This is a genomic window from Streptomyces sp. NPDC104367 (assembly GCF_055583825.1).
Genome location: NZ_JBVJND010000005.1, coordinates 258,419 through 279,800, shown reverse-complemented (window position 1 = coordinate 279,800; position 21,382 = coordinate 258,419). Strand labels below are relative to the sequence as shown.

At 75.1% G+C, this 21,382-nt stretch carries 9 protein-coding genes; 6 read left to right on the top strand and 3 right to left on the bottom strand.

Translation table 11 applies throughout. From position 1 onward, the window contains the following. The first annotated feature begins 24 nt into the window (after positions 1-24). A complete protein-coding gene (locus ACZ619_RS10165; protein WP_469596541.1) occupies positions 25-1,713 on the top strand; it encodes a bifunctional 3'-5' exonuclease/DNA polymerase in 1,689 nt (562 codons plus the stop codon). On the opposite strand, the gene ACZ619_RS10160 is transcribed toward ACZ619_RS10165, so the two are convergent. Both ACZ619_RS10160 and ACZ619_RS10155 read right to left on the bottom strand, forming a co-directional pair. Next, a complete protein-coding gene (locus ACZ619_RS10160; protein ID WP_469596538.1) occupies positions 1,714-4,971 on the bottom strand; it encodes an AfsR/SARP family transcriptional regulator in 3,258 nt (1,085 codons plus the stop codon). 430 nt (positions 4,972-5,401) lie between these two features. After that, positions 5,402-6,295 (bottom strand): glycosyltransferase family 2 protein, encoded by an 894-nt coding sequence (locus tag ACZ619_RS10155; protein ID WP_469596535.1) that lies wholly within the window; start codon positions 6,293-6,295, stop codon positions 5,402-5,404. Positions 6,296-6,670: 375 nt separating this feature from the next. Here ACZ619_RS10155 and ACZ619_RS10150 point away from each other — a divergent pair, with 375 nt between their 5' ends. The 4 genes from ACZ619_RS10150 (at position 6,671) to ACZ619_RS10135 (ending at position 15,627) form a co-directional block, all read left to right on the top strand. Next, positions 6,671-10,144, top strand: a complete 3,474-nt coding sequence (locus ACZ619_RS10150) for an AfsR/SARP family transcriptional regulator (RefSeq protein WP_469596533.1) — start codon at positions 6,671-6,673, stop codon at positions 10,142-10,144. Positions 10,145-10,500: 356 nt separating this feature from the next. Further along, positions 10,501-11,082: a sigma-70 family RNA polymerase sigma factor gene (locus ACZ619_RS10145; protein ID WP_469596530.1), complete on the top strand. Its 582-nt coding sequence runs from the start codon at positions 10,501-10,503 to the stop codon at positions 11,080-11,082. A gap of 40 nt (positions 11,083-11,122) precedes the next feature. Continuing rightward, positions 11,123-14,455: a right-handed parallel beta-helix repeat-containing protein gene (locus ACZ619_RS10140; protein ID WP_469596527.1), complete on the top strand. Its 3,333-nt coding sequence runs from the start codon at positions 11,123-11,125 to the stop codon at positions 14,453-14,455. After that, positions 14,452-15,627, top strand: a complete 1,176-nt coding sequence (locus ACZ619_RS10135; RefSeq protein WP_469596525.1) for a S8 family serine peptidase — start codon at positions 14,452-14,454, stop codon at positions 15,625-15,627. Before ACZ619_RS10140 ends, ACZ619_RS10135 begins: the two co-directional genes overlap by 4 nt. Positions 15,628-15,857: 230 nt before the next feature. Here the strand turns inward: ACZ619_RS10135 and eccCa are convergent, their stop codons facing one another. Beyond that, positions 15,858-19,781, bottom strand: coding sequence for a type VII secretion protein EccCa (gene eccCa, locus ACZ619_RS10130; protein WP_469596768.1), 3,924 nt, complete (start codon positions 19,779-19,781; stop codon positions 15,858-15,860). Positions 19,782-19,951: 170 nt separating this feature from the next. Here eccCa and eccD point away from each other — a divergent pair, with 170 nt between their 5' ends. Further along, positions 19,952-21,370, top strand: a complete 1,419-nt coding sequence (eccD, locus tag ACZ619_RS10125; RefSeq protein WP_469596523.1) for a type VII secretion integral membrane protein EccD — start codon at positions 19,952-19,954, stop codon at positions 21,368-21,370. Positions 21,371-21,382: the final 12 nt, after the last annotated feature.

Sequence of the window (21,382 nt, the reverse complement as noted above, 5' to 3'; positions counted from 1 at the left end):
AGTGGCGCCTGCCACACTCACCGCATGACCGACCGGTGGGCTCTCGCCCCGGCCGAGGACGGTGGCGTCGACGTCGCCCCCCTCGGCCGGGACGGGCTGCCCGCGGGGCCGGTGCGGCGGGAGCCCGATCTCGCCGGGGCGGTCCGGAGCCGCCCGGAGGTCACCCGCTGGGTGTGGCGGTCGACCGCCGACGTCTACCCGCGTCTGCTCGCCACGGGGGTGCGAGTGGAGCGGTGCTACGACATCGAGGACGCCGAGACACTTCTGCTGGGCCACGAGGGGCGGTCGGGCGAGCCGCGTTCGGCCGCCGCCGCCCTGGCCCGCCTCCGCGGCGGCCCGGTACCGCCCGACCCACCGCAGCGCGCCGCCGAACCGGGCGCGCAGTCACCGCTGTTCGAGCCGCAGGGCACCGCCCGCCTGACGCTCGACGAACTCCTCGCGGTCTACGCCGAGCAGCAGCTCCGGCACGACCGGGCCGAACACCCGGACCGGATGCGGCTGCTGACCGCGGCCGAGTCGGCGGGCATGCTGACCGCCGCCGAGATGAACCGCGCGGGCCTGCCCTGGAGCGCCGAGGTCCACCGCGAGGTGCTGCGCGAACTGCTCGGCGAGCGGTACGCGGGCGGGGGCGAGCCGCGCCGGCTGGCCGAGCTGGCGGACGAGGTGTCGGCCGCGTTCGGCAGGCGGGTCCGGCCCGATCTGCCGGCCGATGTGCTCAAGGCCTTCGCGCAGGCCGGGATCAAGGTGAGGTCCACCCGCCGCTGGGAGCTCTCCGGCCTCGACCACCCCGCCGTGGAGCCGCTCCTCGCCTACAAGAAGCTGTACCGGATCTGGGTGGCGCACGGCTGGACCTGGCTCCAGGACTGGGTGCGCGACGGCCGTTTCCGGCCCGAGTTCCACGCGGGCGGGACGGTCACCGGGCGCTGGGTGACCAACGGCGGGGGCGCGTTGCAGATCCCCAAGGTGATCCGGCGGGCCGCGGTCGCCGACCCCGGCTGGCGGCTGGTCGTCGCGGACGCGGACCAGATGGAGCCGAGGGTGCTCGCGGCCATCTCCCGGGACCCCGCGCTGATGGAGGTCGCCGGGCGCGAGAGCGACCTCTACCAGTCGGTCTCCGACCGCGCCTTCTCCGGCGACCGCGCACAGGCCAAGCTCGCCGTGCTCGGCGCGGTCTACGGCCAGACCTCCGGCGACGGCCTGAAGCACCTCGCCGCGCTCAGGCGCCGTTTCCCCCGCGCGGTCGCGTACGTCGACGACGCGGCACGGGCCGGCGAGGATGGCCGGCTGGTGCGGACCTGGCTGGGCCGGACCTGCCCGCCCGCGGCCGGGGCCGGCGACGGCACGGAGGAGGCGGGCATGCCCCAGGAAGGGCCGGAGGAGCACGCGCCCGACGGGTGGGTGCCGGGCTACGCGTCCACCGATTCCCGGGCCCGGGGCCGCTTCGCGCGCAACTTCGTCGTCCAGGGCAGCGCCGCCGACTGGGCCCTGCTGATGCTCGCGGCACTGCGCCGCACCTGCGCGGACATGGCGGCCGAACTGGTCTTCTTCCAGCACGACGAGGTGATCGTGCACTGTCCCGAGGAGGAGACCGGGGCGGTGGTGGCGGCGATCAGGGACGCGGCGGACCTGGCGGGGCGGCTGACGTTCGGCCGGACACCGGTCAGGTTCCCGTTCACGACGGCGGTGGTGGAGTGCTATGCCGACGCCAAGTGATCAGCCGCCCGGGGCCAGCAGTGCGCGCAGTTCCGCGAGAAGCGCCGGCTCGTCCGTGCCGCCCAGGGCGGCCAGGGCCGCGTGCCAGGCGTCGTACGCCTCGCCGGGCCGCCCCTGTTCGCGCAGGAGCAGACCGAGCTGGTGGCGGGCGAGACCACCGGCGTAGCGGTCGGCGCGGGTGTCGGCGCGGCGCAGGAGTTCGGCGCACTCCCGGTGGGCGCGGGCGGTGTCGCCGAGGCCGCGCAGGGCCCGGACCAGGCCGAGCCGGGACTGTGACTCGCCGTGCCAGTCGCCGTGCCGGCCGAGGATGCGCAGGCTCTCCTCGAAGTGTCCGGCGGCGGCCGCCGGTTCACCGAGGGTGAGACGGGCGTAGCCGATGTCGCGGTGTGCCGAGTGCTGGAGGATGACGGCGCCGATCGCGTCCCCGATCGCCAGGGCGCGCCGGTGCTGCTCGATGGCGGCGCGGGGGTCGGTGTGCTCGTGCAGGTTGCCGAGGTGGCTGTGGGTGACGGCCTCGCCGTAGGGGTCGTCCAGCTGCCGGGAGAGCTCCAGGCTCCGCCGCAGCGCCGCACCGGACTCCGCGTACCGCCCGAGGCACTCCAGCAGCATGCCCCGGTTGTTCAGGCAGCGCCGGATCCCGGACACCCGGTCCAGCCGCCGCCAGACGGCGAGCGCCCGGTCGGTCAGCGCGAGGGCGTCGTTGTGGCGGCCGGCCAGGAAGTGCAGCCCGGCGAGGTCGCCCAGGGCGCAGGCCTCGGCGGGCTCGTCACCGAGGCTGCGGGCGGCGGCCAGGGCGGCCGTGCCGAGCACCTCCGTCTCGGCGACGCGCCCACCGCGCAGGACATAGGGGAACAGGAGCCGGACGAGCACGGAGACATGGGCGCTGATCCGCGGGTCGGCCGGATCGGCGTACCGCTCCACCAGGGCGACGATGTTCTCCAGCTCCAGATCGCCCCAGGCGAAGGCGTCCTCGGCGCGCGCGAACGGCGCCGCCTCGGCGACGTACGAGGCGTGTTCGGGGGGCTGGGCGGCGGTCGGCCGACGCCGGTCGTCCCGGTCCGGCCCCGGCTCGACGATGGCCACGAGCGCCCGCTCGGCGGCAGCGGCGAACCAGCGCAGGGCGACGAGCGCGGCCTCGGTCCGGGCCCTGTCGCCGCCAGGTCCCACGGTCAGGTCGCGGGCGAAGTCCCGGACCAGGTCGTGGGGGGTGTAGCGGCCGTATGCGGGCTCCTCCAGGAGGGCGACGTCGACCAGGCGGTCCAGGGCCGCCTCGGCGCGTCGCTCGTCGGTGCCGGCGAGCCGGGCGATCAGCGGGGCGCCGTAGCCGGACAGGTCGAGGGTGCCGATGTGGCGCAGGGCGAGGGCCGCGTCGCGGTCCTGGACGCGGCCGGAGGCGGCGAGCGCGTCGTGGGCGACGGCCAGGGAGCGGCCCACGCTCAGGTCGTCGTACTCGAGATGGTGCAGTCTGCTGGCCGCGGCGGCGAGTTGGCCGGCCAGCGCCTCGGGGGTGAGCGCCCTGCGCGCGGCCAGCCGGGCGGCGACCACGCGCAGGGCGAGCGGGAGCCGGCCGGTGAGCGCGACGAGCGGGTGCCCGGCGTCCAGCCCCTCGCGCCCGCTGACCGACCGCAGCAGCGCCGCGCTGTCCTCGTCGGACAGGGGGCCGAGCCGGATGCGGTGGGCGCCGTCGAGCGCGGTGAGCGGCGACCGGCTGGTGACGATCACCGCGCAACCGGGGCCGCCCGGCAGCAGCGGCCGTACCTGGGCGGCGCTCGCCGCGTCGTCGAGCAGCAGCAGGGTGCGGGTCGGGGCGAGCAGGGAGCGCAGCAACGCGGCGCCCGCGTCCGGGTGTTCGGGGATCTGCCGGGAGTCGGCGCCGAGGTCCCGCAGCAGCGCGGTGAGCGCCTGGGCCGGGGCGAGCGGGGGGACGCCGGGGGTGGCGCCGTGCAGGCTGAGGTGGAGCTGCCCGTCAGGGAAACGCTCCCGCAGCCGATGCGCAACGTACAGCGCAAGCGCACTCTTCCCGACCCCGGCCATCCCACTGACCACGGCGACGACCGGGACGGTCGGGATGGCCAGGGTGGTTGGGGTGGCCGGGGTGGTCGGGGTGGTCGGGACGGTCGGGATGGCCGGGGTGGTTGGGATGGCCGGGATGGCCGGGATGGCCGGGATGGCCGGGGTGGTTGGGATGGCCGGGGTGGCCGGGGTGGTTGGGGTGGTTGGGGTGGTTGGGGTGAGTGCGTGGGTCAGCTGTTCTCGGGCTGTGGCGCGGCCGATGAAGTGGGCGGGGGGTGGCGGAAGCTGGGCGGGGCGCGGGAGGCAGGAGTCGTCGCGCGTAGAACCAGGACCGACGGGCGCGTCCCCCACCGAACCCTCGCCGCTCCGCCGACGCTCCCCCGACGCGCCCCAAAGGGGCGCGGGGAACTGCGCGCCCAGCCCCGACGCACCCGTACCCGCACTCGCACTCGCACTCGCACCCGCACTCGGCCCCGCCCCACTCCCCCGCAACACCTCCGCATGCGCCTGGCGCACCAAAGGCCCCGGCTCCACGCCGAGTTCCTCGGCCAGGCGGTTGCGCAGGTCACGGTGGACGGCGAGAGCCTCCGCCCGCCGACCCGTCCGGTGCAGCGCAAGCATCAACTGGCCGTGATAGGCCTCCCGGAGCGGGTACTCGACGACGAGTGCGGCCAACTCCGGTACCAGTGCGCCCAGTCGCACCCCGCCCACGGCGATCTCCGCGTCGTGGCGCCATTCCAGCAGGAGCAGCCGCGCCTCCTCCAGCCGCTGCACGAACGCGTAGCCGCCGAAGTCGGCGGGGAGGCCGCCGAGCGGCGTGCCCCGCCAGAGCGCGAGCCCGTCGGCGCAGGCGCGCGGCACCGCCGCCCACTCCCCCCGCTCGTGCGCCGCGCGCGCCTCGGCCACCCGGGCGTCGAACACGTCGGTGTCCAGCTCCCCTTCGCCGACGCGCAGCAGGTATCCGGGCGGTACGGCCCGCAGCCGCCCGGGGTCGTCGAGGAGCCGGCGCAGCCGGGTGACGTGGTTGTGCAGCGAGGCCCGCGCGGAGGCCGGGGGCGCGGCACCCCACAACGCGTCCCGCAGCGACTCGGCCGAGACGACCCGTCCGGGCTCCAGGAGCAGCGCGGCGAGCAGGGCGCGCACCTTGGGGCTGCCGACGGGACGGACCTCGCCGTCCGGGAGGTACAGCACCAAAGGTCCCAGCAGTCCGAACCGCGGCTCGTACCGCCGCATCGCTCCGCCCATCGCCTTCCCGCCCCGCCCCCGCCCCACGCCGCCGGTCCATGGCTCCTGGCGGAATCCCGATCTGTGGGGGACGGATTCCCGCCAACTTCTCCGTGCCGGCCGGGACCCGAATCCGCTGGGTTTCCGGCCTGTTCCGGAGTCCGAACGGCGGCTTCCCGCCAACCGGTTGGCGACCTCGGGGAGAACCACTGGCCACATGTTAGCGATCCGTTGGCGCGGCTTGATGTGATCTTCGCATCGGACCGGCCCGACGGCGCGCGCGTGTCGCGTAACTCGGGGGAGTGTCGCCGCAGGCCTGGATCCGGGGACGCGAGAGGGTTCCGGTCGGCGGAGGTGAACGACCGGGACCCTCGTCCCGTTCCCCCGGCCCGACCGCCGGACGGCCTGCGCACCGACGCCGAACGGCCACCGAACGAGCGCCGCCCGCAGGTCAGATGACCGGGGGCCGCCCGAGCCGGGTGAGCCGCCAGACCGTCCGCCAGCGCATGGGCCGGCGCTCACCGGCCGGTTCCCGCAGCCCCTCCAGGAAGCCCGCGCACCAGGCCCGCAGTCCCCCGGTCGACCGGGTGCGCAGCAGGGTGATCAGCGTCCACACGCCCAGATGGACCGGGATCAGCGGCAGGGGCAGCCGACGGCGGGTGAGCCAGACCCGGTTGCGGGCGGTCACCCGGTGGTAGACGGCGTGCCGGGCGGGCGAGGTCCGGGGGTGCTGGAGGAGCAGCTCGGGCGCGTAGAGGATGTGCCAGCCCGCGTCGGCGGCCCGCCAGGCGAGGTCGGTCTCCTCGTGGGCGAAGAAGAAGTCGGCGGGCCAGTCGCCGGTCTCGTCCAGCATGGCCATGCTCAGGGCGTGGCCGCCGCCGAGGAACCCGGTGACGTAACCCCGGCGCATCGGGTCGGTGTTGCCGACCCGCGGCACGTGCCGCCGCTGCGTCTCGCCGTGCTCGTCGGCGATGCGGAAGGCGACGACACCGAGGCGGGGGTCGGCCGCGTACAGGTCCCTGACCTGCCGGAGCACCTCGACGTCGACGAGCAGCCCGTCGTCGTCCAGGTCGACGACGACGTCCACGTCGCCGTACTCGCGCAGCCGGGCGAGGGCGAGGTTGCGGCCGCCGGGACAGCCGAGGTTCTCCTCGACCTCGACGGTGGTGACCTCGCCGGGCAGGTCGAGGCGGCGGGCGAACTCGGGCAGTCGGCAGCCGTTGCCGACGATCACGATGCGGGTGGGGGCGAGGTCCTGCTTGGCGACGGACCTGAGCAGGGCGTCGACCTCGTCGGGCCGGTTCCCCATGGTCACCACGGCGACGGCCACTCTCGGCTGGGCCATGCCCCTCACCCCATCCACCCGGCGGCGGCACCCGCGCCCGGACCGCGAGACACTCGCCGTTCACCACGATGTTGCCTCAGGTGCGGCCGTAGTCCTGACTTCGATTTAGTTTGCGGCCCTTTTACGGTGATTTTCCTCGGGGAGGACGAACTCCCGACCCTCCCGGGCGTTGCGGCCGCCCGTCGGCCGGGGCGTCGCATCCCGGCCGTTTCCCGTTCGTCTCCCGGGTACGCCCCCGTTCAGCCGGGCGGCTGCCGATACTGGAGTGGCGTGACGAGCTTCTCCGCTCGCGCCAAGAAAGCTCCAAGTCCTTTCCAAGAAGGGCGTGCAGAGTCCGTCCCCGGGGGGCGGGTTCCATCGGGGAGAGATCTAGAGGTGCTGGAGCAGATACGGTTCGCCGTGCTGGGACCGGTCAGCGCGTGGCGCGGCACGGCCGAGGTGGACCTCGGTCCGCCGCAACAGCGGTCCGTACTCGGTGCGTTGCTGCTCGCGGAAGGCGCCCAGGTACGGGTGGGCGAGGTGGTCGACGCGCTGTGGGGCACGGCACCGCCCGCGTCGGCGGTGGCGTCGGTCCGGACGTATGTGCACCGGCTGCGGCGGGCTCTCGGCGACCCGCCGCTGATCCGGTCCGTGGGGGACGCCTATGTCGTCCGCGCGCTCCCGCAGGACCTCGACCTCGTCGCGTTCCGTGAACTCGTCGCCCGTTCCGAACGCGCGCGGCAGGCGGGCAACGCCCGGGAGGCCGCCGTGCACCTGCGGGCCGGGCTCGCGCTGTGGCGTGGTCCGGCGCTGTCCGGGATCCGGGGCGAGTGGGCGCGGGCCCAGCGGGAACGGCTGGAGGTGCTCAGGCTGTCCGCCCTGGAGAGCCGGCTCGCCCTCGAACTCGACCTCGGCGGACACGCGCAGGCCGCTCCCGAGCTGGCCGCGCTGGTCGCCGCGCACCCGCTCGACGAGCGGTTCCGCGAGATGCTGATGCTGGCGCTGTACCGGTCCGGACGGCAGTCCACCGCGCTGGAGACGTACACCGAGGCACGGGCGCTGCTCGCGGAGGAGCTGGGGGTGGATCCGGGGCCGGGGCTGCGGCGGCTGTACGAGCGCATCCTGCGAGCGGACCCCGAACTGCTCCCGCGCGCGGACGAGCGAACCGGTACCGGGGAGAGCCGAGCCGCCGGCTCCGCTGTCCCGGGAGCCGACCGCTTCGACGCGAGCGGGGAGGCCCCCGGCGCGACCGGAGGGGTCACCGCCGCGGAAGGCACGGCCGGCGGGACGACCACGGGGACCGGATTCACGACCACGGGGACCACGGCCACAGGTTTCACGACCACCGGAACCACAGCCACAGGTCCCACATCCACCGAAACCGCGTCCACCGGATTCACGACCACCGGAACCACGGCCACAGGTTTCACGACCACCGAGACCACGGCCGCAGGTCCGGCGTCCACCGAGACTGCGTCCACCGGATTCACGACCACCGAGACCACGGCCACAGGTCCGGCGTCCGCCGAAGCCTGGTCGACCGGTCCTGCGGCCACCGGTCCCGCGTCGGCCGGATTCACGGCCACAGGTTTCACGACCACCGAGACCACAGCCACGGGTTTCGTCACCGCCGAGGCCACGACCAGCGGATTCCCGGTCACCGGTCCCGCGGCCGCCGAAGCCGCACCGCCCGCGCCCGCCGCATCCGCCGCGCCCGCGGTGCCCCCCGGGACACCCGGTGCTCCCGCAACGCCCACAACTCCCACAACTCCCGCTGCTCCCACGCCCCTCGTGGCCCCCGCGTCCCCCGCGCCCCCCGTCCCCGCTCAACTCCCCTCCGCGTTGGCCGGTTTCGTGGGGCGGGAGGCTCAGCTGGACGAAGCCGACGGGCTGCTCCCGGAGGACGGGGCCGCTCCTTCCGTCACCGTGCTGGTCGGCGGCATGGCGGGCGTGGGCAAGACGGCCTTCGCCGTGCACTGGGCCCGCCGGATCGCCCCTCGTTTCCCCGACGGCCAGCTCTACGTCAACCTCCGGGGCTTCGACCCGGTGTCCGACCCGGTCACCCCGACCCAGGCGCTGCGCACCCTGCTGGAGGCACTCGGCGCGGCTCCCCGCGAACTCCCCGAGGACGAGGACGCGTTGGCGGCCCGTCTGCGTACCGTGCTGACCGGCAGACGGGTCCTGATCCTCCTGGACAACGCGCGCGACGCCGCACAGGTACGGCCCCTGCTGCCCGGCGCCCCCGGCTGTCTGACCATCGTGACCAGCCGCAACCGGCTCGGCGGTCTGGTCGCCGTGGACGGCGCGCTGCCGCTGCACCTGGACGTCCTCACCGCACGGGAGGGCCACGACCTGCTGGTCCGGCGGCTGGGCGCGGCCCGGGTCGCCGCGGAACCGAGGGCGGTTCGGCAGATCGTCGAGCTGTGCGCGCGGCTGCCGTTGGCGCTCGCGGTCGCGGCGGCCCGCGCGGCCGGGCGCGGCTCCTTCCCGCTCGCCGCGCTGACCGCCGAGCTCCAGGACGGGCACGGCAGCCTGGACGCGTTCACGGACGCCGACCAGGCCGCCGACGTACGGGCCGTGCTGTCGTGGTCGTACCACGCGCTGTCGCCCGCCGCCGCCCGGCTGTTCCGGCTGCTCGGCCTGCACCCGGGGCCGGACGTGTCGCTCGCGGCCGCCGCCAGTCTCAGCGGGCTCGGCCTGTCCGCGGCCCGGAGCCTGCTGACCGAACTGGTGCACACCCGGCTGGTGGACGAGCCCGAGCCGGGCCGCTACGCCTCGCACGACCTGCTGCGCGCGTACGCCACCGAACTCGCCGCCGAGACGGACGCGCCGGACGACCTCGCGGCGGCCCGGCTGCGCATGCTGGACCACTACCTGCACAGCGCCCACGCCGCCGCCGAGCTGATCGACCTGACCCGGGACCGGATCGTCATGACGGCGCCGTCCGAGGGGGTGCGGGCCGAGTCGTTCACGGCGTCGCGGCAGGCCACGACCTGGTTCGAGACCGAACGGGCGGTGCTGGTGGCGGTGTTGCGGCAGGCCTCGGCGCACCGCCTCGACGCGCACGCCTGGCGGCTCGCCTGGTGCGTCGAGCACTACTTCGGCCGGCAGGGCCTGTGGCACGAGCTGGGCGTCACCCTGCGCACCGCCCTGGAGTCGGCCGACCGGCTCGGCGACCCCAGCGCCCTCGGGCACATCCACCGGGGGCTCGCCCAGGCCGAGTCGTACGCCAAGCACATCAACGACGCCCGCTCGCACATCGAGCGGGCCATCGAGCTCTTCGGCGACGTCGGCGACCTCACCGCCGTCGCCGAGTGCCACCGCCAGCTCAGCGCGGTCCTGGAGGTGCAGGGCGACCTCGAAGGCGCCCTCGAACACCACCGGCGGGCCCTGGAGCTGCTCGGCCCGGACGGCGACCGCAGGCTGCGGTCGTGGGTCCTCAACGGGCTCGGCTGGTACCACACCCTGCTCGGACGGCACCGCGAGGCGCTGGAGTTCTGTGCCGCCGCCCTGCGGCTGGCGCGCGCCGACCAGGACGACTACACCCTGGGCCACGTCCTCAACAGCGCCGGCACCGCCCACCACCACCTCGGCGCGTACGACGAGGCCGTGGCCGCCTTCGAGGAGGCCCTGCTGCACTTCCGCCGGGTCGGCGGCGTCCCCTGGGCGGAGGCCCACACCATCGCCTCGCTCGCCGACACCTGGCTGGCCCGCGGCCGTCCGGAACGGGCGCACGCCCTGCTGCTGGAGGCGATCCGCATCCTGGACGGGATCGGGCATCCGGACGCCGGGCCGCTGCGCGTGAAGCTGGCCGCGCTGCCGGCGGAGGCGGACCGGTCCGCGCGGGGGGACAGGGCGCGGACCGGGTGATCCGGAGGGCTGCCGCATCGGGGCACCTCCTCGGGTCCGGGGCGCGGGCACGCTCACCCGCACCACGGGGCCGTGCGCCGGAGGGTTCTCCCTCCACCACGGCCGTTACCGGAACGTTATCGGAGGGCGTGCCGGGCGAGAACCCCGCACGCCTCCCCGCCGTAGTGAGAAGTGGGAGAAGTGGTCTCGTGGACGCACGGCTCCGGGCGGCCGGCCCCGGACGGTCGACTCCGGGCGGTCGGCTCCGGGTGGCGGACGACTATCGAACGCCTATCGCACGGCAATCGGTGGTCGATCACCCACTGTGACGATCGGGGGGTCCCTTGCCCTCGATCCGAAACGGGCCGGTCTCCGCCATGCGTCCCACGTCGTCCACCCAGCACGAGCCCGAGGAGCACACGGAATCGCCATACCCGGACGGAGGTCAGGCCTTCGCGCGCGTGATCTACCAGACCCATGGAACCGCCCTGCTCCAGTTCGCCCAGGGGCTGACGCTCGGCGATGTGCACGGCGCCGAGGACATCGTCCAGGAGGCGGTCCTGCGGGCGTGGCGCCATGCCGACCGGCTCAGTTCGACCCCGGGGCTGACCCGGCCGTGGCTGTTCACCGTGGTGCGGCGGCTGGCGATCGACGCGCACCGCACCCGGCGGGCCCGCCCGGTGGACCTCATACCGTCCGCGCTGGAGCACGAGGTCGTCTCCGACAGCAGCGAACGCACGCTCACCGCGCATGTGCTGATCCGGGCCATGGCCGAACTGGACCGCCCGCACCGGGAGGTGCTCGTGCACCGCTACTGCCTGGACCGCAGCATCGAGGACACGGCCGCCGAGCTGAACCTCCCGGCGGGCACGGTCAAGTCCCGCAGCAGCCATGCCCTTCGGGCCCTGCGCAACGCCCTGACCTCGCACGGCGCCGCCTCACCCGCGGGCCTGCGCTGAGCCCCACCCGCACCCACCCCACTTCTCTGGAGGATCCGGCGTGTCACGCCAGCTACTGACGGTCTGCCAGGACCCCGCCCCGGACTCGCCCGCGGACTCCTTCCGGACCATCGGCGAGGCACTGGAGCGGGCCCGCGGCGGTGCCGTGATCAGCGTCCGGCCGGGCCGCTACCAGGAGGGCCTGGTCATCGGCACCCGGGTGACGATCGTCGCCGAACAGGCCCGGGGCAGCGTCGAGATCGCGCCGCGGCGCGGCAGCGCGGTCGTCCTGAAGGCGGACGCGGTCATGCTGACCGACCTCGTACTAACCGGCCGGGACCCGGAGTTGCCGGTCGTCGACGTGGCGCGCGGCCAACTCGCCCTGGAGGGCTGCGACGTGACCGGCGGAGGCTGGACCGCGCTGCTCGCCCGGGGCACCGGCTCGCTGGCCATGCGGGACTGCCGGATCACCAATCCGCAGGGCGCGGGCCTGGTCGTCACCTCCCCGGTGGACAGCTCGGTCGAGTCCTGCACGGTGGAACACCTCGGCACCTCCGGCGCGGTGATCGGCGAGCGCGGCCGGGTCACCCTGCGCGGCTGCACGGTCCGGGACGCGCGCGGCAACGGCGTACTGGCCAACGGCGAGGCGCGCGGCTCGGTCGAGGACTGCGACATCTCCTCCACCGACAAGCCCGCCATCGCCCTGGAGGAGCACTGCACCACCCGGGTGGTGCGCACCGCCGTGCACGACACCAGCACCGGCGTCCAGCTGAGCAGCGCCGCCCGCACCACCCTGGAGGACGTGACGGTGAGCGGCACCACCGGTCCCGGGATCGTGCTGTCCGGCGGCACCGACCCCTGGCTGCGGCGGTGCCGCACCACCCGGACCGAGGGCCACGGGATGGTCGTCGTGGAGCGGTCGCGGGGCACGATCGAGGACTGCCGGCTGGAGTCGGCGCAGGCGCCGGCGCTCCGGGTGGCCGGTTCGTCCTCGCCGGTGCTGATCGGTCTGTCGGTGCGCGGCAGCGCGGCGGCCGGACTGCTCCTGGAGGAGGAGTCGGTGGCCGAGCTGGACCGCCTGGAGGTGCAGGACGCGGGCGGGGCCGGCGTCTCGGTGCGCACCGGCGCCAACCCGCTGCTGCGCCGGGCCAGGATCTCGGGCGTCGGGGGCCACGGCGTGGAGGTCTCGGCGGACGGGCGCGGGCGGCTGGAGGACTGCGCGGTCGAGCGGCCCGGCGGCGCGGGCGTCCGGGTCGAGGACGACGGCAACCTGTACCTCGGCGGCGGCACCGTCGACGCGGCGGGCGGACCGGGCCTGTCGGTCGGCGCGGACGGCAGCGTCACCGTGCGGGACTGCGAGATCCGCGGCGAGCGGGGCAGCGCGCAGCCCGGGGTACTGGTGGAGAAGGGCGGCGAACTGACCGCCAGCAGGCTGCGGGTGACCGGCGCCGGCGGCCACGGCGTGGTCGTCGAGGACGGCGGGCGCGGGGCCTTCAACAACTGCGAGGCGACGGGCAGCGAGGGCGACGGCTTCCGCGTCGACACCGACGCGCCCGTGTCGCTGGTCGGCTGCACCGCCCGGGAGAACACGGGCGGCGGCCTGGTCCAGGTCCGCCCCGGCGACCGGCTCGCGGTGGAGGGACTGACCAGCGCGGACAACGGCAGACGGGACGCCTGGGGTCTCGGCGACGCGGAGGGCACCGACCCGGCCGGGGCGCCGGCCGCCCCCGACGCGGCGCAGGACGGCGGCCCGCTCGCCGAACTCGACGCGCTCATCGGCCTAAACGACGTCAAGCACCAGGTCCGCACCCTGGTGAACCTCACCAAGCTCGCCCAGCGCCGCGCGGCCATGGGCATGCCCGTCCCGCCGATGAGCCGCCACCTGGTCTTCGCGGGCCCGCCCGGCACCGGCAAGACGACGGTGGCCCGCCTCTACGGCACGGTCCTCGCCGAGCTGGGCGTGCTGCGCTCCGGCCACCTGGTGGAGGTCTCGCGCGCCGATCTCGTGGCGCAGATCGTCGGCGGTACGGCCATCAAGACGACGGAGACCTTCAACCGGGCCCTGGGCGGCGTCCTGTTCATCGACGAGGCGTACACGCTGGTCTCCGACAGCCGGGGCAGCGGCGCCGACTTCGGCCGGGAGGCCGTCGACACCCTCCTCAAGCTGATGGAGGACCACCGCGAGGACATGGTGGTGGTCGTGGCGGGCTACACCGACGAGATGACGGGCTTCCTGGCCTCCAACCCCGGCCTGGCGTCCCGTTTCTCGCGCACGGTCGAGTTCTCGAACTACTCGGTGCCGGAACTCGTCGCCATCATGGAGTCGATGTGCGTCCGCCACCAGTACGAGCTGGAGGACGCCACCCGCAAGGCGCTCACCCTCCGCTTCGAACGCATGCCCCGTGACGCCACGTTCGGCAACGGCCGGGCCGCCCGGCAGCTGTTCGAGGAGATGGTGGACCGGCAGGCGACCCGGCTCGCCGCCCTCACCGAGATCGGCCAGCGCGACCTGGCCCTGCTGCTCCCGCAGGACGTGGGCGACGACATCGCGGCGGCCGTCGGCGAGGACGGCGCCACCACCGGCGACCCGCTCGCCCGCCTCGGCGAGATGGTCGGCCTGGCCGGCGTCAAACGGGACGTCACCGACCTGGTCAACCTGCTGGCCACGGCCCGCCGCCGGGAGGCCGCCGGGCTCCCGGCCCCCCGCATCAGCCACCACCTGGTCTTCACCGGCCCGCCCGGCACCGGCAAGACGACGGTGGCCCGCCTCTACGGCGAACTCCTCGTCTCGCTCGGCGTGCTGCCCCGCGGCCAGCTGGTCGAGGTGGCCCGGGCCGACCTGGTCGGCCGCTACGTCGGCCACACCGCCCAGCTCACCCGCGAGGTCTTCGAACGGGCCCTGGGCGGCGTGCTGTTCATCGACGAGGCCTACACCCTCACCCCGGCCGGCTCCGGGGGCTCCTCGGACTTCGGCCGGGAGGCGGTGGACACCCTGCTGAAGCTGATGGAGGACCACCGGGACGAGGTCGTCGTCATCGTCGCGGGCTACACCGAGGAGATGACCGGCTTCCTGGCCTCCAACCCCGGCCTCACCTCCCGCTTCTCGCGCCGGGTGGAGTTCACCGACTACTCCGGGGACGAGCTGGTCACCATCGTCCGCCGGCACGCCGAGACGAACGGCTACGAGTGCGGCCCGGGCACGGGCGCGGTCCTGCGCGAGTACTTCGACTCCCGGCCCCGGGACCGTTCCTTCGGCAACGCCCGCCTCGCCCGCCAGGTGCTGGAGACGATGATGACCCGCCAGGCGGGCCGGATCAGCGCGATGGCCGCGCCGGGCTTCGACGATCTGCGGCTGCTGGTGCCCGGGGACGTCCCGGGGGTGGAGGGCCGGTGATACGGGCACTCGTGGTGTCGGCGGTGGTGTCGGTGACGCCGCTGGCCGAGGGACAGGTGAGTCTGCCCGTCGTGCCGTCGGCGCTGGCCGCCGGTGCGGCCTGTACGACGGCTTCGGCGTCGGTGGCGCACGCGGTGCCGTGGGAGCAGCGGGCCCTGGGGCTCACCCGCACCTGGCGGACGGCGGGCGGGAGTTCGGGCGGGGCCGGGGTGACGGTCGCCGTGGTGGACACCGGGGTGTCGGCGGCGGCGCCGGCGCTGACGGGCCGGGTCACGGCGCTGGGCGAGGCGGGCGAGGACTGCGTCGGGCACGGCACCTTCGTGGCCGGACTGGTCGCGGCCGCGCAGGTCGGGGGCGTGCGGTTCGCCGGGGTGGCGGGCGCGGCCCGGATCCTGGCCGTGCGGGGCACGGACGCGCGGGGCGCGGCCACGGCCGGATCGGTGGCCGCCGGTATCCGGGCCGCCGCGCAGGCGAAGGCGTCGGTCGTCCTGGTCTCCCCCGCGCTGGCCAAGGGCTCCGGTGAGCTGACGGCGGCGGTGGCGTACGCGGCGGACCGGGACGCCCTGGTGATCGCGGCGGCGGCGCCGGACCCGGCCGGTTCCGCGACCGCCTCCCCGCCGCCGGCCCGCGACTACTGGCCGGCCGCCGAGCCCGGGGTGCTGTCCGTGCTGGACGTCGACGCGCAGGGGGCCCGGCCCAGCGGCGCCCCCGCCCCGCTCCGGGCCGACCTGAAGGCGCCGGGCGACGGTGTGGTCGGCATCGGCCCCTCCGGAAAGGGGCACTACATCGGCTCCGGGGCGTCCCTCGCGGCGGCGTACGTGGCCGGTACGGCGGCGCTGGTGCGGGCCGCGCATCCCGAGCTGGACGCGCGGCGGACGGCCGAGTGGCTCACGGCGACGGCGTATCCGGCGGACGTCCCCCGGCTCGACCCCTACGCGGCCGTCACCTCGGTCCGGAGCGGCACGGCGTCGGACGACGCCACCGCCGACGCCCCCACCGACGCCACCGCCGACGGCCCCGTCCACCTCGCCACCGACTCCGGCACTGCCGTCGCCAACCGCCGTGCCCTGGCGGTGGCCGCGGCCGGCACGGCGGTGGGCCTCGGGGCCGCCTGGTCCGCCGCGCTCCTGCGCCTGCGCCGCCGCCGCACGACAACACCACCGCCGGCCTAGCCCCCGAACGGAACCGCCGTCGCCCGGCCGCGGCCCCGCCGCGGCCGGCCGCGCAGTTCCCCGCGCCCCTTCGGGCGCGCTGCCGGGCCGTGGCGGATGTCGCCGGGCTCGGCTGGACCCGACGAACGGAAGCGCCGCGGTCCGCCGCCAGCCGACCGCGGCACCGCCGTGGCTCACCGCGCAGTTCCCCGCACCCCTTCGGGCGCGCTGCCGGGGCGCGGGGAGTGGGGTCAGTTTGTGGTGTTGGGGGTCAGGGCTGTCTGGATCAGGGTTGCCTTGCGGCGGACGATTCTCAGGGCTCGGCCCGCGGGGAGGTTGCGGGGCTTGATGTTGCCGAAGACGTAGCCCTCGGAGGGCGGGCAGGACAGCAGCAGACCCGGGGTGTTGACCTCGTCCAGACGCCGCAGCAGCTGGTCGTTCAGGCCGCGGCCCGCGCCCGTCGCCGAGCGCACCGCCACCACGTGCACACCGACCTCGTGGCCCAGGGCCAGGTGGTCGAAGAGCGGGGCGAAGGGGTGGTCGAAGGCGTTGCCGCCGCCGATCATGTCGTAGTCGTCGATCAGGACGAACAGCCGCGGGCCCTTCCACCAGTCGGCCAGGCGCATCCGGGCCGGGGTGATGTCCGGTCCGGGCACCCGGGTCTTCAGGGCCCGTGCCGACCCCGCCACCAGTTCCTTCAGCGAGTCCACCGACACCGCGTGCCCCAGCTGGTACTCCGGCGGCACCGCGTCCACCAGTTCCCGCCGGTAGTCCACGACCAGCACCCGCGCCTCGGCCGGCGTGTACCGCTCGGTCACCGACCGGGCGACCAGCCGCAGCAGGTTGGTCTTGCCGCTCTCCGTGTCGCCGACGGCGACCAGGTGCGGGGTGCGCGAGAAGTCGTGCCAGACGGGGGCGAGCTTCTCCTCGTCCAGACCCAGCGGAATCCGCAGGCCGTCGCCGAGCTCGGCGTCCGGCAGGGCGGACACCGGCAGCCGGTGCGGCAGCATCCGCACCGGCGGCGCGGCCGGTCCGGACCACGCCCCGGCGACCCGCCGCACCAGGTCGGCGACGCCCTCCGCCAGGTCGTCCGTACGGTCCCCGCCGTCGATGCGGGGCAGCGCGGCCAGGAAGTGCAGCTTGCCGTCCGTCGTCAGACCCCGGCCGCCGGTCCGCGGCACCGAGGCCGCCTTCCGGATGTCGACCACGGAGTCCATCGTGTCACCGAGCCGCAGTTCGAGCCGGGTCGCGGCCTGGTCGCGGATCTGCGCGGAGAGCTCCACCCAGCGGGCGGTGGTGACGACGAGGTGGACGCCGTAGTTGAGACCGCGCTGGGCGATCTGGTTGAAGGTGGCGACATGGGTGTCGTAGTCCTGGCGGACCGTGGACCAGCCGTCCACCACCAGGAAGACGTCCCCGTGCGGCTGGTCCGCGAACTCCCCCTCCGCGCGCCGCCGCCGGTACGCGGCCATGGAGTCCAGCCCGTGGTCGAGGAAGAACCGCTCCCGGTCCGCGAGCAGCGCGGTCACCTCGGCGATCGTACGGCTGGTCCGCTCGCTGTCGAGGCGGCTCGCGACCCCGGCGACATGCGGCAGCCCGGCCAGACCCGCGAGCGCGCCACCGCCGAAGTCCAGGCAGTAGAACTGGACCTCGCGCGGCGTGTGGGTGAGCGCCAGCGCGGCGATCAGGGTCCGCACCAGCGTGGACTTGCCGCTCTGCGAACCGCCCGCGACCGCCACGTGCCCGCCCGCCCCGGACAGGTCCACCACCAGCGGGTCCCGGCGCTGCTCGAACGGCTTGTCGACCAGGCCGACGGGCACCCGCAGCCGCCCCGCCCCCGGCCAGCCGCCGGCCGTCAGCCCCCGGCCGGGGTCCTCGCCGATCCCCGGCAGCAGCGCGTCCAGCGCGGGCGGCAGCCCCAGCGGCGCCAGCCACACCTCGTGGGCCGGCGGCCCGGAGTCGTGGAGCCGGTCCAGGGCCACGGAGAGCAGGGTGTCGGAGGACTCCTCCTCCGGCAGCACCGGATCGGGCGCCGCCGGCGCGACGGACCGCGGCACCACCCAGCCCGCCGTCCACGGCACGATCTGGCTCGCCACCCGGGCCTGCGCGACCCCGCCCCGGCGCTGCCGGTACGCCCCGGACACATAGGCCGCCCGGAACCGCGTCAGCGCCTCCACCCCGCTCTTGAGGAACCCGGCGCCCGGCTGCGAGGGCAGCTGGTACGCGTCCGGCACCCCGAGCACGCCCCGGCTCTCCATCGCGGAGAAGGTCCGCAGACCGATCCGGTACGACAGGTGGCTCTCCAGCGCGTGCATGCGCCCCTCGTCCAGCCGCTGCGAGGCCAGCAGCAGATGGACGCCCAACGACCGCCCGAGCCGCCCGATCATCACGAAGAGGTCCATGAACTCCCGGTGTGCGGCCAGCAGTTCGCTGAACTCGTCGACCACCACGAACAGGCTCGGTAGCGGCGCGAGCGAAGCCCCCGCGGCCCGCGCCTTCTCGTACTCCAGCGCCGAGCTGTAGTTGCCCGCGGCCCGCAACAGCTCCTGGCGCCTGATCAGTTCACCGTGCAGCGCGTCCTGCATCCGCTCCACCAGCGCGACCTCGTCGGCGAGGTTGGTGATCACCGCGGAGGTGTGCGGCAGCCCGTCGAGGCCGAGGAACGTGGCGCCGCCCTTGAAGTCGACGAGGACGAAGTTCAGCGTCTCGGAGGAGTTGGTCAGCGCCAGCCCCAGCACCAGCGTCCGCAGCAGCTCGCTCTTGCCGGAGCCGGTGGCCCCGATGAGCATGCCGTGCGGCCCCATCCCGCCCTGCGCGGACTCCTTGATGTCCAGCTCGACGGGGCGCCCGTCGGCCCCGACGGCCACCGGCACCCGCAGCCGCGCCGCCCCGGCCGACCGCCGCCACAGGGTCTTCGGATCGTGCCGGTACAGGTCGGGAATCCCGAGCAGGGTCGTCAACTGCACGTCGCTGGCGAGCGGTTCGGCCGCGTCCGCGCTCAGGCTCATCCGGTACGGCGCCAGCAGCCGGGCCAGCGCCTCGGCCCCGGCCACCCCCACCGCGTCCGGCCGTCCCAGCGGCGTCGACTGCTCCTTGCGGCTGCGGTCGGTCCGTACAAGCCGTACCGATCCGGGCCGTACGTCCAGCCGCAGCGTGGTCCGTCCGGGCCGCCAGTTCAACGCGCCGGACAGGTCGACCAGCACGGTGTTGCGCGCCCCGGGCCCGTCCAGCCGGTGTCCGGCCGGGACCGTCACCCCGTCCAGCACGATCACGGTGTACGGCTCGTCCCGCCCCGGCAGTTCCTCCGGGTCGAAGCCGGCCCGCTCGGCGAACTCGGCGCCGAGCAGGTCCTCCAGGTCGTTGAAGGCGGACGCGACCATGCGCGCGGGACCGGCGCCGTCCCGCTCCTGCGGATGCAGGTTGTGCGGCAGCCACTTGGCCCACTCCCACTCGGCGCGCCGCTCGTCGGAGACGCACAGGGCGATCCACAGGTCCTCCGGCGCGTGGAACACCGCGAGCTGGCAGAGCGCGGCCCGCACCAGCGACCGTACGGCCCGCTCGTCGCCGCGCAGCAGCACCCGGGACCAGGACCGCAGATAGAGCCCGATGGGCTGGTCGGGCACGGTGCTGTAGGCGCGCACGAACCGCCGCAGCGCGTGCGCGGACAGCGGCTCCAGGTCCTCGACCGGCTTGGTGGACAGCGGGTTCAGCCGCATCGACAGCTGCTGCTCGCCCACCGCGATGCGGACCTCGCCGAAGTCGTCGTCCTTGGGCCGCCGTTCCCACAGCCGGGTGGTGCGCACCATGGAGCGCAGCGCGACCGGCGCCGGGTGCCGCCAGGACAGCGCCTGCTGCTGCTCGATGACCGCGCGCTGCACCTTGCCCCGGGTCTGGGCCAGGTAGCGCAGGTAGTCCCGGCGTTCGCCGTGCAGCCGCTGCTTGCGCTCGCCGCTCTTGCGCATCACCTGGCCGACCATCATGGCGCCGGAGGCCAGCACCATCATGCCGAGCGCGAGGTAGCTGAAGACGCTGCTGGTGCCGCCCGGCCGGATGAACACCAGCATCATCGAGACGGACATCATCGCCATCGGGAGGTAGGTCCACACGGCGGAGGTGTCCGGCACGGTCTCCGGGAGCGTGGGCGGCTCCTGGAGGGTCAGCTCCCCCTCGGGCATGTCGGGACCGCGGCGGCGGGCGGGTCGGCGGAACAGGACGACGCTCAACGGAAAGGCTCCTCAGGCAACAGCAGGCGCACAGACGGCGGGAGACGGAGAGAGAACGCGAAAGGGGGTCCACTCCGTAATACGGATGGGAAGCCCCGCAGGATCTGTGCCAGGAGAATTCGATGACCGACCACCAGGTGGCCGAGCTGTGCCACCTCACCGTCCGCGGCCCCGCCCGGACGATCGACCTCGCCGTACCGGCGGACGTACCGGTCGCCGATCTGCTGCCCACGCTGCTGCGGTACGCGGGTGAGAGCCAGGAGGGCGGCGGCACGGTCGAGGAGAGCGGCCTCGACCACGGCGGCTGGGTCCTGCAACGCCTGGGCGAGCGCCCGCTGGACGAGGAGGGCACCCTGAAGTCCCTGGACCTGAAGGACGGCGAGGTGCTCCATCTGCGGCCGCACGACGCCGTGTTGCCCGAGGTCCGGCTGGACGACCTGGTCGACGGCATCGCCAACGTCACCCGGGACCGGCTGCACGGCTGGACCCCGCAGGCGGGCCGCCGGCTGCTGCTCGCCCTCGCGGTGGCGGTGCTGGTCCTGGGGCTCGGGGTGCTCGCCTGGCCGGGCGGGCAGGCCGACGTCCGGGCCGTGGCCGCCGGTGCCACCGGGCTGCTGCTGCTCGCGGGGGCCGCGTCGGCGGCCCGCGCGGTGGAGGACCGGGCGGCCGGGGCGGCGCTCGGCTTCATGGCGGGCCCCTTCCTGGCCCTGGCCGGCTTCCTGATGCCCGGGGGCGACCTGGGCGGCCCGCAGGGGCACGAGGTGCTCGGGGCGAGGCTCCTCGCGGCGGGTGCGGCGGGCGCCGGCGGCGCGGTGCTCGCGCTCGCCGTGGCGGCCGTGGCGGCACCGCTGTTCCTGGCGACCGCCCTGGTCTGGGTGTTCGCGGCGCTCGGCGGGACCGCGATCGGCGTGTTCGGCCTGCCCGTCGACGGTACGGCGGCCGCGGTCGCCGCCCTGGTCGTCCTGCTCGGCGGGTTCGTGCCGGCGCTCTCCTTCCGGCTCGCCGGGATGCGGATGCCCGCCCTGCCGGGCAGCGCCCAGCAGCTCCAGGAGGGCATCGAGCCGTACGCGGGCCGGGACGTGGCCACCCGCACCGAGCTGGCGAGCGGCTGGATGACCGCCCTGTACGGCGCCTCGGGCGCGGTCGGCGCCGGCTGCCTGGTGGCGCTGGCCCTGCGCCCGAACCTGCCGGAGGCGCTCGTCGCCGGGGTGCTGTCGCTGCTCCTGCTGCTGCACGGCCGGGGCTTGGTGAACGTCCCGCAGCGGCTGACGCTGGTGCTGCCGGGCGCGCTGGGCGTGGCCCTGCTGGTGGTCACGGCCGCCCACGCGGCGGGCCCGGACCGGCGGCCGCTGCTGCTGGCGGCGCTGCTCGCGCTGGCCGCCGTCCTCGCGATCGCGTCCTGGACGGTGCCGGGCCGCCGGATGCTGCCGTACTGGGGCCGGGCGGCGGAACTGCTGCACTCGGGGCTCGCCATCGCCGTGCTGCCGCTGACCCTGTGGGTGCTCGGGGTGTTCGGCGCGCTCCGCGCGATCAACGGCTGAGCGGGGGAACGT